Source organism: Gimesia chilikensis (genome assembly GCF_008329715.1).
Classification (GTDB): Bacteria; Planctomycetota; Planctomycetia; order Planctomycetales; family Planctomycetaceae; genus Gimesia; species Gimesia chilikensis.
In genome coordinates this window covers 149860-166170 of the sequence record NZ_VTSR01000032.1, presented here as the reverse complement: position 1 = coordinate 166170, position 16311 = coordinate 149860, and the positions used below count along the sequence as shown (strand labels likewise).

Annotated in this window: 10 protein-coding genes; 5 read left to right on the top strand and 5 right to left on the bottom strand. The window is 51.2% G+C overall.

The features are described 5' to 3' along the window. Positions 1–66 precede the first annotated feature (66 nt). The gene (locus tag FYZ48_RS25495; protein ID WP_149345353.1) at positions 67–2559 is read left to right on the top strand and encodes a serine/threonine-protein kinase; all 2493 of its coding nucleotides are present in this window, start codon (positions 67–69) and stop codon (positions 2557–2559) included. Between the two features lie 56 nt (positions 2560–2615). Next, entirely contained in the window at positions 2616–3377 is a 762-nt protein-coding gene (locus FYZ48_RS25490; protein WP_149345352.1) for an RNA polymerase sigma factor, read from the top strand. 98 nt (positions 3378–3475) lie between these two features. On the opposite strand, the gene FYZ48_RS25485 is transcribed toward FYZ48_RS25490, so the two are convergent. Together FYZ48_RS25485 and FYZ48_RS25480 are read right to left on the bottom strand one after the other, a co-directional pair. Continuing rightward, positions 3476–4612, bottom strand: coding sequence for a hypothetical protein (locus FYZ48_RS25485; protein WP_149345351.1), 1137 nt, complete (start codon positions 4610–4612; stop codon positions 3476–3478). A 169-nt stretch (positions 4613–4781) separates the two neighbouring features. Further along, positions 4782–5840, bottom strand: a complete 1059-nt coding sequence (locus FYZ48_RS25480) for a lipocalin-like domain-containing protein (RefSeq protein WP_149345350.1) — start codon at positions 5838–5840, stop codon at positions 4782–4784. Positions 5841–6862: 1022 nt separating this feature from the next. Here FYZ48_RS25480 and FYZ48_RS25475 point away from each other — a divergent pair. Next, on the top strand, positions 6863–8584 hold the full coding sequence (locus FYZ48_RS25475) for a putative inorganic carbon transporter subunit DabA (protein ID WP_149345349.1): 1722 nt from the start codon (positions 6863–6865) through the stop codon (positions 8582–8584). Positions 8585–9310: 726 nt separating this feature from the next. After that, positions 9311–10630, top strand: a complete 1320-nt coding sequence (locus tag FYZ48_RS25470; RefSeq protein ID WP_149345348.1) for a hypothetical protein — start codon at positions 9311–9313, stop codon at positions 10628–10630. A 225-nt stretch (positions 10631–10855) separates the two neighbouring features. Here the strand turns inward: FYZ48_RS25470 and FYZ48_RS25465 are convergent, their stop codons facing one another. Both FYZ48_RS25465 and FYZ48_RS25460 read right to left on the bottom strand, forming a co-directional pair. Further along, positions 10856–12130, bottom strand: a complete 1275-nt coding sequence (locus tag FYZ48_RS25465) for a sialidase family protein (RefSeq protein WP_149345347.1) — start codon at positions 12128–12130, stop codon at positions 10856–10858. Between the two features lie 180 nt (positions 12131–12310). Next, complete coding sequence (locus FYZ48_RS25460) at positions 12311–12619, bottom strand: winged helix-turn-helix transcriptional regulator (protein ID WP_149345346.1); 309 nt, start codon at positions 12617–12619, stop codon at positions 12311–12313. Between the two features lie 135 nt (positions 12620–12754). Between FYZ48_RS25460 and FYZ48_RS25455 the strand changes: the two genes are divergently transcribed. Then, entirely contained in the window at positions 12755–13435 is a 681-nt protein-coding gene (locus tag FYZ48_RS25455) for an FMN-dependent NADH-azoreductase (protein ID WP_149345345.1), read from the top strand. A 62-nt stretch (positions 13436–13497) separates the two neighbouring features. On the opposite strand, the gene ppc is transcribed toward FYZ48_RS25455, so the two are convergent. Then, on the bottom strand, positions 13498–16203 hold the full coding sequence (gene ppc, locus FYZ48_RS25450) for a phosphoenolpyruvate carboxylase (protein ID WP_149345344.1): 2706 nt from the start codon (positions 16201–16203) through the stop codon (positions 13498–13500). Positions 16204–16311 lie beyond the last annotated feature (108 nt).

Genomic DNA, 16311 nt, shown 5'->3' with positions numbered 1-16311 from the left:
AGGGATTTACATGCTCAAACCACTTTCCTGGGCACAGTTGCAAATCAGCATCCCACCCCGCAGAGAATGGCCTCGGCCGCACCACTACCTGAGATACCGGGCTTCCGCCTGATTTCAATTCTCGGTCAGGGAGGTATGGGTTGTGTCTATCTCGCACAACACCTGGACCTCGAAAGGCTTGTCGCGCTCAAGGTTGTTGCTGCGGCGGGCACAACTTCTCCGTCATTGCTTTCGCGTTTTCGAGAAGAATCGAGGGCGGTCGCAGCAGTAACTCATCCTGGTGTCTGTCACATCTATGAAGCCGGAGAGTCAAAGGGTCTACCTTACCTGGCGATGGAGTACGTCGAAGGCGTGACGTTGTCCGAGGCATTAAGGGCCCAGTTGCCTTCCCCCACCGAGTCGGCAAAGTCGATTCTCGCGATCTCCGAAGCGATCGAAGCCTGTCATCAGGCCGGAATACTCCACCGCGATCTGAAACCCTCCAACGTCATGCAGGCAAAGGACGGGCACATCAAAGTCATGGACTTCGGTCTGGCCAAACGTCTGCACGCGGGTGACGAACACAAAACACAAACCGGTGAAATCATCGGCACGCCCAGCTACATGGCGCCAGAACAGGCCAGCGGTGTCGTCAAGCAGTTTTCACCTGCCACCGATGTCTATGCCATTGGCGCAATCCTCTACGAACTTCTGACCGGACGCCCCCCCTTTCAGACCCCCGACCTGATGCAGACCATCATGCTGGTCTTGACCGAGGAGCCAATCAGCCCGCGCAAATTACAGCCACGGGTCCCCGTGGATCTGGAAACCATTTGCCTGAAATGTCTCGAGAAAAAACCGCAGAAGCGCTATCAATCTGCCGCCGATCTCGCCGAAGATATTCGGCGGTTTCTCGATCATCGTCCCGTTGAGGCACGTCGCACGCCCTTCTGGGAAAAAAGCTGGAAATTGGCGCGTCGCCATCCAGTCTACACCGTCCTGGCAACCGTTTCGGTCCTCACTCTGGTTGCGGCAGTCCTCGGAGTAACATTTCACGTTGAACGGCTGGAGGTTGCCTTAAACCGCTCCGAACGACTGTTCGAGGGAAGCCAGGAACTCGGTCGCTGGCTCGTGAATGAACATATTCCTCAGATCGCACGCCTGCGGGGTGGCAGCAGGCAGCAGGAAGAGCTGGTGTCGAAAACACTCGAGCATCTCCAACGGCTGGAACAGGACGTGGCTGCCGACCGGACGCTCGCCGAATATATAGCGCAAGCCTACCTGAGAATCGCCGAAATTCAATCCGATCCATTCTTTGCCACCGATGTGCGGCTGCAGCAGGCTGTTGAAAGCTATCGTAACACACTGCAATTGTATGAAGACCTGGAGCAGCATGCAGGGGCCGATGCTGTCAGTCTCAGACAACCACGCGCCGAAATATTAATTCGGCTGGCGCAATTAAATCAGCAACTTGGTGAGAACAGTGTCGCGCAGGAAGAAGTTCACAAGGCCTCTGAACTGCTGGCAGGAATTCCACAACCCGATCAAAATGCCCGGCTTCTGATCCTGAAAGCAGGCTGGTTGACCGTCCTGCTCGATCGAAAACAGCTTGCCAGTCAGGATTGCCTCGATCGTTGCCAGAAACTGATGACGCAATGCGGCGAACTCAAAAAATCCGGTGATGATCCTGCCCTCGCTGAACTACAGGCCCAACTTTCCCTGCTGATGGCAGATCTGGTTGAAACGTCGCAACCAGGAACCTTTGCAAACAGCTTGGGGCTCGTCAGCGAACATCTCGAAGATGCGATTTCGTATTTCGAAGAACCAGCTCAACAGGACTTACACGTTGTCTGGCAGCAGGCCCAAACCCGATCCCGCCTGGCGCAGGTACTCGACACCGAAAACCAGCAGAAAAAAGCAGATCAACTACTGGAACAGGCGATCGAACAACAGCAAAGCCTCGCCAATGAAATTCCGGAAAGTCCTGTAATCACCCTGTCGCTATTGAAGTTTCTGGAACAAAGACTGGCATTAGAGATTGCCGTCCCCGATCTGGATGCCGCCCTGCAAACGGCTCAGATACACCAGCAGTTTTCAGAAAAGCTGTTCCTCTCCAACCCGAAAGAATTCCGGGAACAATTCCAGCGTTCTCACGGACTGCTGGCTGACGTACAACGACTTCGTTTTCGTTACGATGCGGCTGCTGACCATCTGCGCCAGGCCATCGAACTGGCTCGAAATGATGGTTCCCGACAACAACAGGCAATCCTGGCTGGTTTACTCAGAGCCTATGCCGAGTTGCTCGCCGAAGGTGATCGGCAGCATTCCACCGTTCCCGAACGGCTCAAATCCCTGCAGCAGGCAGTGGCGTTTTTGAATGAAAGCCTTGAAATTTATGAGAAGCTGGAAACAGCAACCCAGAGCCCATCTGAGTCACCTTACTGGAAATCGGTCGCTTTGAAACATCAACTCGAAACGGAAATGGAACAACTGAAGCTGCGCACCCTGGAAAGAGGACGGACAACAATCCCACCCGCAACACTGGACGCTCCGAAACCCGTGCAGCAGAAACAGCAGTAGCCTCAACCACAACACAAACGTGACATAGTCAACAATCAGCCCCCCGGAATTTCGCGATGACAGATCTGGAACCTGAAGAATTTGTATCCCGTTTCGATGCACAGCCGACACGCTGGAGCGTCATCCAGAGGGCGCACGGTGAATCGCTCGCTGGTGGTGCCGAGGCAAGACAGTATCTGGTCATGCGGTACTCGCCGGCCATCCGACGCTACGTCCGCGCAATCACTCGTGACGAGCACCTGGCGGATGAGATTTCGCAGGATGTCATGGTCCGGTTACTCCAGGGCGATTTTGCAGGTGCTGATCCACAGAAAGGACGGTTCCGGGATCTGCTCAAAGTAGCTGTTCGCAATATGGTGCGTAACCTGTGGTCCAAACAAAAAGTCCGCCGCACTGTCGATTACGACCTGGACCTGAATGCCGACGACTCGAACAATGAGACGGACGCCGCCTGGACCGAGAGTTGGAGAGATCAGGTCTTGAGCCTTGCCTGGTCGCAACTCGAGAACTATCAGCAGAATCATGAAGGTAGCGTCGCTTACAGTATCCTGAAATTGCGAACCGATGATCCGGATTGCTCTTCCGAAGAACTGGCCGAGCAGCTGAGCCAGGAAATCGGCAAACCGGTCCGCGCTGATCAGGCACGCCAGCAGTTACGACGGGCACGTGTCCGCTTTGCAGAGTTGCTTGTGGCGGAAGTCGCAGATGCGATTAACGTCACAACGCCGGAGCGACTTGAGGATGAACTGGCACAGTTACAGCTGTTGGATCGAATCCGCGATGTACTGCCGGCAGACTGGTCTTCGAACTCCGGCTGAGTTCAGGAAAAAAGCATGCGACTGCCACAACTGCTGATGCATCGTCGTGACAATCGCATACCTGACTCTGGAAACACGACAATAATACTGGACACAGTCTAAGGAGCCGCCTGCAGCGGATGCCAGTTGCCCCCAAACTGATCCTGACTCGGATTGTAGAGCGGGTCGTTTGTGATAATATACTCACCCAGTCCATTCGAAAATGCATAATCATAGTTCTGAGGAAGTTCCACATCATAACCGGTTGACGGGTCATGATACGTTTCGACTTCACGGATGGATTCGCTGAACTCACGTGCGACGTGATCGATAGACTCCTGCCGATATTCCCAGGATTCCTGCTGCGATTCTCGCATTTCTTCATACATTTGGTTCATAATCTGCTGACGACGCACTGCCCCCTGCTGACGAATACGGGCCATATTTTTCTGGAACTGGTTGATTGCTTTGAGCCAGGCAGGATTCTGTCGCATCGAACGCATCGCGGTCGCATAAATCAGTTGATTTTCCTCCCATTCTGCTGCGGGTGCCTTGAAGAGGAACAGGTTCGAAGCCGTAAAGGACTGCATGCCGGTAGAAGGAAAGTCGGACCGGAATAACTGGACTACTGCCGACTCCAGGTATCGTACTCCATTTTGAGTGTACGCGATTTGTGCTTCGACAAAATCCAGCGTCACCCGGCATCCATTGGCTTCCAGTCTCCCCAGGCCCAGTTTAATCAACTGCTGGCGAAGTGCATTGGCAAGATCGGGACGCGGTTTTACCGAAACGATAACAGCACCCGGTCGGTAGTTTGGGATAATGTATTCCTGCACAACTCCTGTTGCATCAAGCGGTGACGCCAGACGTGAGGCATTGCCGGTCTGGATCATCATCTGACGAATGCCAGGATCCGTAAACCAGATCCAGGAATAGGCAGGAAGCATGTCAAAGCTGACTCGTCCATCAGGACTCATCGCGGAAAAACTCTCGAAATAGGCAGGCTGGTTTGGATCGTAGTGCGTGCTCCACTGAACTCCTCCGGCAACCTGCCAGTCAGCCGGCATGAGAAAAGATCGGGCGACAATTGGTTGTCCGAAGCCGTTCGCATCGTAGAGCTGTATGTGTTTCATGTGAATTTTCTGACGATAAGAAGCCGCTGCTGCGGTGTGACAGTACGAATTCAGAATCGTCAGAGATCCCAGGAAGACAATGACAGAAAGTCCTGGGATTCGGTTGCGGGAAAGAGATTTCATGGTCGTGTTCCTTAAAGAGTGAAATGTCAACGCCTTCCCATACCGGTCTGCAAGCGGATTGTGACAGAACACGCACAGATTATTTGCAAAAAGTCTTTGCCTGAAATGGAAAAAAGCCCCCGTTCCTGAGGAACGAGGGCTTTTCCCGATCAACCTCCTTCAACACGACTCATGATGCCTGCTGGAAAGCGAATGTGGTTCCGTTGGCAATCAACTGGACATACAGGACGCCGTTCTCAAACCAGAACCTGGATTGCTCTGGTCCATCGCTGGTGTTCACGGTCAGCGTGTTTCCCTGAATGGTGTAGGTACCGTTGTCAGAATCATAATTCTGCTGACCGTAGGCATCGACTGACATCACTTCCATGGCAAACTGCCCCTGGGCACCGAATGCGACAGCGATCTGAATCTGTGTCCCATTCACGACATCCTGCAGGTACCATTTCCCGACGAGCGGGTTTGCCTGCTGCTGAGGAGGCGTGTATCCACCGTTTCCATTACCCTGCAGATGACCACCGTTAAATCCGCCACCGTTGAATGATCCCTGCTGACCACCCTGTGCAGGAGGCACTGGTGCCGTCGGTTTGTGACTGACAGTACGCTGAGGTTCAGGACGTGTCTGTGGTGCATTCGAAGTGGTCAGGTGGGCGAGTCCCTGTGGCATGGTTTTGGCCTGCAGATAAGCTACATCCATCTTGGTGTCATACTGCAGGATCACAGCGGGAGAACCGATCATCGAATCCTTGTCATCAGAAGGCACCTGGGGGTAGGCAATATGTACCCGGGTGGCATCTTTCATCAGAGCGAACGTCAGGATAATGCGACGTTCCGTATCGACAATCCAGCCGGGCATCATGATGTGTTTGCCGTCAGCGTAGAACACAATCACGTGAACCGCAGCCTGTTCAAAGGAGCCCGCAATATCCTGAGGGACAGTTCCCCCCATCAGCCCCGAAGGATTTGCTACAGGAGCTTGAGAAACAGGAGCCTGCGACACAGGGCGTTCAACCGGTTTTTCAGAATCCGCTGTGGTCCCCTTGGAGGGAGTCTTGCCGGGATAATCAAGTCCCCACTCTTTATACTCGGCAGCATCGTTAATCGGGTTCGCTGCGACAGCAAAAGTCGGCCCGGAAAGAACATTGAAAGTAGCGATTCCGCAGATCAGACCTTTGAAGAGTACATTGTTGAAGAGTTGACGAAACAGGTTAGTGTGAAGGTTGAAAGTCATGTCAGGCTCCAGAAAAAAGTTGGTGTTGTTGAGGTTGCTCTCGTTGAGACAATTCCCTTACAGGCCCCCCTCCGAGTTGTGACACCCCTCCCGAGTTTTTTTCCTTTTTCCTGATGTTTTGAGCCCGATCCGACGGAAAAACATCCCAAATTAATCCACGAAAGCTCGGTTATCCAGACTCATCCTCAAACACCAAAATCAACGTAACCCAATACACATTATAGCCTTACAAAACGAACACATTAAAAATACTCTCTACCACCTGCTGGCGATCACGCCATTTCAGAGATTTTCGCACAAAATCATACGCAGAGGAAAAGATCAGTTGTTTCTGATATGAATTACCAGAGATCATCGCCATCTGAAATGACCTTTCCATCCTGGGACAACAATGTGGATTGAAGTTTCTGTTTGAATACAGAATCTCCCCAGCAACAGCGATCGTCCCGCCTCCACTTGACGATTGCTCACCAAAGTGGGCAGCCGTTTTTCTTTTCCCACAGCCCCCGCGCTCCTCTTATGGCAACCTTCCCTTTCTAGCCTCTCATAATATGGTCCACTCCTGCTTCCTGGGAGCAGAAACGATTGAAGAGCAAGTAGTGGAATCTTGCTTAATTTCAAGTGACGCCTGACAGTCAGGAACTTCATTTTCTAATTTCTCGATGAACAGCAGCTTCCTCAGTTCATCCCGGAAAAATCTCTCAAGATCATCCAAACATATGACGAAATATTATTGACGTATTTTATTTCGTGTATTATAATACGCATGTCGTTGGTTCTACTGTTGCTTCAAAAGAAACCATAATGCCTGCTGTAAATGATTTGATGCTGCTCTCCCCCGGGCTCACAGACTGGCTTCCAGAAAACAAGCGAACTCAATGGTTTGCATTAAACAGTCTTCAAATCCTTTTTTTGATGAGGTGCTGCTCGGACAACGTTCAGAAAATCTTGCCTGCCAATAATCCTGCCAGATCATTTTTTGCAGTCGGATATCAATCAAAGCTACTGGAAAGAGTGCCACAATGTCACAAAAGAAATCTGAATCAAACTATTTTCCTTTGCCCACATTGCTGAATAGATACTCTCCTGCACAGGTACACCTGATAGAGCACGTTACCGCAGCACTTCAAGTGGTGTCACGAGTGATTTCACCTGTCACGTCTATCAATGATCAGGTAGCTGAAAATCCATATCATGGAATCTGTGAGCGATCATTCTTGAATGCTCGAAAGTATTTACGAATTTTTTCAGACTATGACACCCTGATGCCTCTGGAATTCTATGCCGAAGAGTTTCATTCCGGACGATTCGGAATTGAACAGATCCAGTCTGCTATCGAGGAACTGGAGCATACTCCAGTTGGTGCGCATCAAATTCCCACCGCGAAGAAAATAGCCGAACGATTACAAAGCCTGGCTGACAACGTGGACTACCTGGACCGTGCTCCTGACCAAATGATACAGCAACACAACAGACCGGTTCGCACACTGTCTGAGCTGCTGGATGAAAACACGAATTCCAACTGGTCAGAATTGATCTATGACGAAATCTCAAAGTATTGTGCAATGCATTATGATCAGGGAAATGCAATCTGGCCGAGCCCCTGGAAGGAGCTGACTTTATATCAATCCTGGCGATCGGCAGCGGTCTATGATCGAAACCTCGAATTCCGTGGACTGTCCGGTTTGCGTAGATACATTTCCCAGCTTCCTCATACGCCTGAGGTCTCGATAATCTCTTCATTGAAAAGCCTGAATGTTCCACCAGTGCTCTGGGAAACGTACTTACTGTGTCAGGCATTTTCGATTCACAGCTGGTCTGCCTGGATCAAATACCAGGCAAGTGAATCAGGGAGTGACGATCTCTCAGGCTTACTGGCGATAAGACTCGCATACGATGCAGCACTTTCAAGAGCTCAGAAATTCGAAATTGACTGGAGTGAATATCCCAGCCAACACCCGATTTCATTTAAATCATCAACGTCTGCGCAAGCTGACGAGATTCTGCGATATACGCTGTTACGCGCTTCCGAAATTGCATTTCGCGATCAGCTGCTGCGTGAACTCACAGCTCAGACAGACAATACAAAAACCGTATCAGAGTCGACAGGTAAGTCATCAGCGATAGAATCAGATCGCACCGAGCGAATGCCTGTGTCGAATTCTCCCACAACGATTGAGTTATCGCCAGCAGTTGGTGAATGGTCAAAAGCAGGTCTGGAGTGGGAACTGGCAGGGAAACCGGCCTTCGTCATTGCCTCACAACAATACATCCGGGAAAATGATCTTGAAGCCAATACGTTATTGTGCAGATATGACCACAGTCACGATCCAGAAGGGATCGTGCTTGAGAATATCATGACAGCCTCGATGATTTTCGCCCACTGCAGGAACATGCAATCTTACGCATCCGCAGTCGATAATCACCAGACTGGGAGCAGCTTGAAAAGCTTACAGAACGTCCTGGTTGACATCGGAATTCTATCTGGTACGGACAGCGCGATAACGACTGCCTCGCCTGGGCAATCGCTGCAGACAGGATCACGATTCGACCACAAACCAATACGGTTACATGTAGTAATTGCAGCTCCCAGATACCTGATCGAAAAAATTATTTCCAAACATCAAAATATAATGAATCTACTAAGCGGCAACTGGATGCATCTCGTCTCACTGGATGAGGAACAGGCGTTTGAGTACTCCACTGATGGGACCTGGAAAAAGATCGCGCTGCCCGAGAACTGAGCTTCTCCAGGTCTGGTGCGGACTTTCGCTCTTCGGTTTGTTTCAAAAGTCACCCTGTTTACGAGCCGGTCCTCTCTCCTGCGAATAGACTGATGTTTCTTAAACGAAAAGCAGGCCATCGCCTGCCGCGTATCTCCTTTCTACGGAGGATCTGGCTTTATATTGACTACGGAAGCACAGACAATAATACTGCCTCCGGGACTAGTCTGATTCTTTTAGCAGGAAAATGCTGAGAATCATCAATCGTCCGATATCATGTCCTATTCATCGTCCGACGATGCCCGATTCATCAATTCCCCAATGCATCCAGCCCGCCAGCTGGATCAAACCAAATGACGCATTTAAGGGGACTTACGAAGATCATTTTCACCTTAAAAGCCCAGCTCAGGAGAAACACCGCCCCCAACTATGCCAACTTGCGATCTCCTTGATTTTTGCGGCTTTTCAGCGTTAAATAGGTCCAGTTCAAGAAATAGAGCTTTCTTAAATGACTAGTTTCCAGGTGTTTACCACTCTCATTCTGGAAACGCTTCGCCTCCAGTTTTCAAATTGTAACCATCAGTTATAAAAGAGTTTGCTGGTTTTATGGACGCGGGATTAGATCCCCCGTCTCATTCTTATTATGATAAGCAGCATTGCGACGGAAACTCTTTTTCGCATTATTATCACTCCAGAACTTTCTTTGGGACCAGCCCGCTTCTCAAGACTAAACAAGGTGTATTACCCATGACTGCCTCGACGTCAATTCTCGCGGATAAACTGCACGAGTACCCCCAACAAGATGTCATCGACGGAACCAGCTCAGGATCGGATGCGATTCTCGATGATTGCATTAACAGTTCCGACGGGGTACTGCAATTACTGCACCGTTACGCTGGCCGGACATTTTGTACGCCCGGGAAACGCCTGCGCCTGGATGCGGAATCGTACTACCCCGACTACATGAACGGCACGGGGCTCGATGAAATCTGGATGTGTTGCACCGTTCCCATCGTAACGGGCGTCATCGATACACGCACGAATAAGGCCCCGTTTCGCGAAGGGGAATCGCACGTCCTCACTCCGAACGGACAAGTTATCTCGCTGCAGGATTTGATCCTCGCCAATCCAGAAGCGGTTATGGGTGAAAAGATCACGGCCTTCTCGAAATCGCTCTACGGCGACCCGACCTGGCCGATTGTGTCCAAGAAGTTTGATAACCTGAATCCGATTCCGCACCATCTGCATTGGGCGAAGTGGGAAGTCTATGACATCAACTCTTACGACAACCCGGGAGTCTGCCCCTCCCATTACCACACCACAGCCATGGGACTGTATCCGTTCATCACGAAAGATCAGTTTCTGGCCTGCATGAAGAGTTTCGGCAAAGGCGATTATAACGGGGTTCGGCATCTGTCCCCGCATACGATGATGCACATTGATAACGGCTTCGTGATGCCCAACGGCGTGCTGCACTCGCCGACGGATCTCTGCACACACGAGCTGCACGTCACAATGGATGAGCACTTCCTGGCTGAGGACCTGACGCTTGACGGACGTATCGGAGCAGCCGACGCGTTTTATGCCTGCCGGGAAGAAGACTATCCCAAGGATCGGCACGAAGACTGGGAATACCTGGTTGAAAAGTTCGACTTCGCAGCGAATCAGGATCCGGAATTCGTGCTGAAGAATTCACGACCGGCAATCACCGCCGAAGAATTCGCAGGCGACGGAGTCGACGCCAAATGGATTGTGTATGGCGATTTCCTCGGCGATCAGAAGTGCTCCATCCTGCGTCTCATTCTTGAGCCTGGTGCCAAGACGAATTTCCACCCGGAGAGCCCCGCCCTGTTCCACACGAATGGCGGAAGCGGCCGTGTTGGAAAGCTCAAAGTGCGATATCACCAGGATATGAAGCTCGGAGAGCTCTATCCCGAGATTGGGTTCATCACTCAGGCCGCCCTGAATAACGGCGGTGTGGAAATCGAAAACACGGGCAACGAGCCACTTGTATTAACCTTCGACTTCCCGCAGAATGCACACTCCAAAACGCCCGGTGCTAAGTAACAGCACTCGATGCGAGAATTCGCAATCGGGGCTGCCTCATGTTCATATTGACTGAGGCAGCCCGACCTCTCGCTCACACGTCGCGTCAACAATCTGCTCTGACACATGGACTCATGAGGAACATCAACACACCTTCGTCTCACTACTGACTGTGTTGCGCTTTACCGTGTTGGCGCAGTCGTAACGGCCACAATAGCAACAAGACACTAAATAGTGGGCCCCGCTTCATTCATGCGGACGGGCACCTTCCACACCGATCGTATAAATGACCGGAGTGCGGCTTTTGTACCCCTTACTCGCCCGTGACGTCGTAATGACGATATCACCCGTCTGGCGGTCTTCAATAGAGTGCCAGTGCGACAGATTCACGTCCTCTTCGTCAGGTTGTTTCGTGTCAATCACAACCAGATTATCGCGAATAATTCCATAAGTTTTCGGATCGACCTCTCCGATGACCAGAGGCCAGCGGGGATGATTGGCCTGGCAGTTTTTCTCACTGATGTTTCCAATCCAGTAGGTACGACCGTTCGAGTGAGTCATCAATTCTGACATTGAAGAGGGAGAGAAGAACTGTTCTCCATCAGAGTAGGTCCAGGGCTCTGGCTTGCTCCACTTGTGGCCGCCATCTTGAGAGATACTGATCCATTTGCGACTGGGCAGCTTATTCGAGGGGTCGCTCTTGCCTCCATTACTGCCACGCATAACGCAGATGAGATTCCCATCCGGCATTTGAGCCAGAGTCGGTTCATACAACCCGCGGACGGTGCGTTTGCCATCGCCTTCGATCGGTTCTGACGACTCCCATTCAAGATCGTTGTTTTCCGTCCAGCGTCCGATGAGGATTCTGGTTTGCAGCCAGTACCAGCCACCGCCGGGATTGTGAAGACTTTTTCCGTCATCTGCCAGCGGGGGCATTTGCATGGGAACCAGGATCGTGCCCTCGCGGGTGCGAATCGGATCACAGCCAAGATCACCGAGGAAGAAGCAATTCTGACTGATGTGCACACCGTCGACCGGGTACTCGGGGGAATACTCTTTTCCTTTTTGGACGATGGGTTTGTCGTACAGGTAGCTGCGTCCTCCATCAGTCGAGACCCTGTAGCGAAGGTAGTACCAGTGCCATTGCCACCGCGGCTCATGTGCTTTGGGATCTTTATCAGGTGTGTCCATACAGTTAAAAAGCGACAGGATGTTGCCGTTGATCGGATCTCGCCAGAGGCCGTAATGGCTGCGTCGGTAGCCGTAGGGAAGGTCTTTGTCAAAATCGGGAGTGGGCTTTACAGGCTTCCATGTCCGACCGTTATCAGTTGAAACGCCATTCAGTTTAATCATTGCCTGACCAGAATGATTCTGATAGATGGCTTTAAACAACGGCGACGTCGTTTTAAGCATTTGCTTCTGCTTTAGCGAAAGCGTTCCCGGACCTGCTGCGCTGGCGGTTTGCATCAGTAGAAACATTATGATGATGGATGATGAGATCAGATTCTGGAAAACTTTCATGCGTGTCTCTCTGCTTCGAGATTACAATGACGACCTGGATTGAGCCTGAAATTGATTCAGGGCTATTTATTTCACCACTCTAACTTTCCCGCGCTCTGCACTTCAAGCTGGTATTGTCTTTTTCTTTTTATACGATCATCTGATACTGGAGTTGGAAGGCGGGAATCCACGGGCGGTTTGTCATTTCTTCAACCGAGCCTCCTGATGAAGTATGTCAACCTCGTCGATGATTTCCAGCAAACGTTGACCAAATGCAGTCAAAGTGTATTCGACTCGTGGAGGAATTTCGGGGTAGCTCGTCTTTTCAACGACGCCATATTCGACGAGTCGCTTGAGTCGCTCCGAAAGGACTTTCGCAGTCATTCCATCGACTGACTTCTCCAATTGCCCTGGTCGTTGAATTCCCTGCTCAATGCGTTGGAGCAATGTCACCATGTAGCGACAACCCAGGCATTTTTCGAAGACTTCGGTTACATCAATCTCACTCATTTTTCCCGCACCCTACTTAAAAGAAAGTACCCCACAAATTTGTGCCCGGTTGAACCTGTCTCGTGAATGGCAATTATACCAGCAACGCTACAGTAATTCAGATGCCAAAACTATTTGTTGAAAAGGAGAATCGAAATGCCTCACCTGCTCCACATTGATTCAAGCCCCCGCAGCGACCGTTCTCACACACGTGGTCTCACAGCCGACTTTGTGCAAAGATGGCAGGTCAAGCACCCCAACAGCACTGTGACGTATCGTGACATTGGACAAAGCCCATTGCCACACGTGACGGAAGAGTGGATCGCAGCGGCATTCACGCCACCGAATGAACGCAGTCAGGCAATGCAGGATGCCCTGCGATTGAGCAACGAACTGATAGACGAACTATTGCTGGCTGATGTGATTGTTGCTGGTATTCCATTTTACAATTTCGGAATGCCAAGCGGCTTCAAAGCTTACATAGATCAGATTGTACGTATAGGCCGAACGTTCTTATTCAATCCCGATAACACAGAATCACCGTATACACCGCTCGTTCACGGTAAACGGATGATAGCCGTGATCTCCCGTGGTGATGGTGGCTACAGTCCCGGCGGTCGAAACGAGAAAAATAACCATCTTGATCCACATTTACAGACGGTGTTTCGCTTCATCGGTGTGAACAATTTACAGATTGTCGCCGCCGAAAATGACGAGCATGGTGGTGCGGCTTTGGTCGATTCCTTAGAGTCTGCTCGCAGAGAACTTCTGAGGCTTGCGACCGAAGATCAACCACAAAGGGGTGACCTCGCCCCCTTGACCGGAACCAGAACTTGATGATCTACCAATCAGGATTCTGGCTCCATTGAGAAGGAAGCGATCATGCCCACCAGGTTTCATTAACCCGTTGTTCTCAAACCGGCAGCAATGCCCTGAATCGACATTCGAATCAGATGAACCAGATCGTCATTGTCTGCTGCTTCAGCTTCTTCAGAGCGTTTTCGTTCCAGCAGAATGACCTGTGCGAGGTTGAGTGGGTCCACATAAGGGTTTCGGCTACGTACAGAGTTCTTCAACCACTCAACATCAGCCAGCAATTCGGAATTATCCTTGATCATCAGAATCGAACCACGACTCAATTCAAACTCCGTAGAAATCATTTCCCAGAGCTCGGCTGCACTCTCGTCATGGGCCAGAACGGCATACTCTTGAGCGATCTGCATATCAGCCTTCGCCAAAGCGAGTTCTGCATTGTCGATCAATGCCCGGAACATGTGCCAATGCTGGTACATCGTACGAAGCGTCGCCCATGTCGAGCCATCCTGATCGACAAACTTTCGAATCGAGGTTCCCATTCCATACCAGGCCGGTAATAGATGACGAGATTGCGTCCAGGCAAACGTCCAGGGAATGGCACGAAGATCATCCAGAGTCCGATGTTCCGCCTTTCTGCGGGAGGGTCGGGATCCGATGGGCAAGGTTTCGATTTCGCTGATGGGTGTCGCTCGATCAAAATAATGCAGGAATCCGGGATGCTGAATCAACTCCCGATACTTCTGAAACGAAGCTGTGGAGAGTTGCTCCATGGTATCTGCCCACGAGGGATTCAGATCTTGCCGCGGACCCGCACTCACCATCAGCGTGGCGTTGAAGACCTGCTCGAGATGGCGATGCGCAATCACGGGGTCATCATACCGTTCCGAAAGAACTTCTCCCTGCTCCGTTACCCGCAATCGTCCCGCTACGGAATTATGGGGTAGAGATTGAATCGCTCGTGCGGCAGGTCCGCCACCTCGTCCCAGGGCTCCGCCGCGTCCATGAAACACCGTCAGTCCGATATGATACTTCTCCGCAGTCTCCGCGAGTTGCTCCTGGGCCTGATGCAATTCCCAGCAAGCCGTCAAATACCCGCCATCTTTGGTACTGTCGGAGTATCCGACCATGACCATTTGAACCCGCTGGTCCGTTTCCGTCAGGTACTGCTGGTAATTTTCATCTGTGAGAAGTTGCTCGAGAATTGATGCAGCATTCCGCAGATCCTCAATCGTTTCAAACAGAGGAATGATCGGCAAAGCTGGAACAGCGCGCCCCTCGCCATGATGCTGAAGCCAGGCGGTTCGCCACAGCCAGAGGACCGTCATCACGTCCTGGGCGGAATGCGTCATGCTGATGATGTATCCGCCAATCGATTCCGATCCCCACTGATCGTAGGCTTCTGCCAATAATGTCAACGTCTCAAAAACTTCACGGGACTCGTCACTCAGTTGAGAGACATCGATGCTGCATGGTATGCCCGATGATATAAGATCGAGGGCATTGACCTGATCGTCCGATTTCTGCAAAGAGACGACCTCATCCAGACAGCGGCGATGAACAACCGAATTTTGTCGCACGTCCAGGCAGGCAAAGTGAAGTCCGAAGGTACGTGCCAGGTCGATCCAGGGCTGCAAATACTGCCCGGCAATTCTTCGTCCCCGATTTTTCTGAACACTCTCATGCAGCTTTTCCAGATCATCGCGGAATTCCTCGACAGATTCATAGCTACCGGCTTCAGGCTGATCCTGGGAAAGCGAATCGAGAGTTCGTTCCAATCTGAACTCCAGCATCTGCATAAACTGCCGGGGCGTTTCCATTTGTGAGATCGAGGCCAGTTTATCCTTGAGATCGGGAGCGCTCTCACAACAACGTGTAATCCGCTCGCGCAGGATTGGTTCGGAAGAGATCTGCTGATCGGACATCACGATCAGCTTCCGCAGTTTTTGACACATTCGCAAGTGGCCTTCAACGGCGGCCCGGCGCAGCTTTACGAATGTTTCACGTGTCACATCTGCGGTCACAAAGGGATGACCATCCCGGTCGCCACCGATCCAGGTTCCAAATGACAGCACCCGCGGGATTTCGAAATGGTGGTTGGGATAAGTCTGGCCTAGTGCCTGCTTCAGTTCGCTATAAATACGAGGTACAACGTCCCAGAGTGTTGAGGCAAAGTACAACCCCCGACTGACTTCACTCATCACCGGAGGGCGCTCTGGACGGATGAAGTCTGTTTGCCACAGAACTGTCAGATCTGCCACGAGTTCCTGTTCAACATCCGTCTTGCCGCTGGCCTCGATATCAGGCAGATGTTGCCGAATTCCCCGAAGTAACTGGCGCGTCGTTCGTCGTTTTGCCTCGGAAGGATGAGCTGTGAACACCGGTTCAATCTTTAACTGATCGAGCCAGCGTTGCATTTCGGCAGCCGGAAGTCCCTGTTGGTGCAATTCCGAAATGGCAGCAGCGATCGATTCGCTCCGTGGGGCTCCGGGGATTTGAGATTTCCGATCGCGTTCATTGAGAATTTCAATACGAACGCGTTCTTCAGCGGCGTTTGCCAGGTCAAAGAAGAGACTGAGCCAGCGGATTACATCTCGCAATTCAGAGGGTTCGAGATCTTGCAGGGTGGCAACGAGGCGTTTCTCAGCATCGGGAAGCCCCGATCGACGTTCAATCGCCAATCGGCGGATCTTTTGCATCACATCGGCCAGGGATTCTCCAACCTGTTCACGAACAACAAGATCGAGCAGGTCAACAAGATAATTGAGTCTTTGATCACTTCGGTTTATCATTATTCTCTTGAGCTATTAATTGCGGTTCTAATATGAGCGTTTCATTAGGAGCACATATGGTATCAACTTTGACGTGGAAAGGAAAAGCAAGAAAGCAAGCGGATTTAT

Coding starts and splice junctions, on each gene's coding strand:
- FYZ48_RS25495 (WP_149345353.1), top strand. CDS start 67: ATGGCCTCGGCCGCACCACTACCTGAGATACCGGGCTTCCGCCTGATT.
- FYZ48_RS25490 (WP_149345352.1), top strand. CDS start 2,616: ATGACAGATCTGGAACCTGAAGAATTTGTATCCCGTTTCGATGCACAG.
- FYZ48_RS25485 (WP_149345351.1), bottom strand. CDS start 4,612: ATGAAATCTCTTTCCCGCAACCGAATCCCAGGACTTTCTGTCATTGTC.
- FYZ48_RS25480 (WP_149345350.1), bottom strand. CDS start 5,840: ATGACTTTCAACCTTCACACTAACCTGTTTCGTCAACTCTTCAACAAT.
- FYZ48_RS25475 (WP_149345349.1), top strand. CDS start 6,863: ATGTCACAAAAGAAATCTGAATCAAACTATTTTCCTTTGCCCACATTG.
- FYZ48_RS25470 (WP_149345348.1), top strand. CDS start 9,311: ATGACTGCCTCGACGTCAATTCTCGCGGATAAACTGCACGAGTACCCC.
- FYZ48_RS25465 (WP_149345347.1), bottom strand. CDS start 12,130: ATGAAAGTTTTCCAGAATCTGATCTCATCATCCATCATCATAATGTTT.
- FYZ48_RS25460 (WP_149345346.1), bottom strand. CDS start 12,619: ATGAGTGAGATTGATGTAACCGAAGTCTTCGAAAAATGCCTGGGTTGT.
- FYZ48_RS25455 (WP_149345345.1), top strand. CDS start 12,755: ATGCCTCACCTGCTCCACATTGATTCAAGCCCCCGCAGCGACCGTTCT.
- ppc (WP_149345344.1), bottom strand. CDS start 16,203: ATGATAAACCGAAGTGATCAAAGACTCAATTATCTTGTTGACCTGCTC.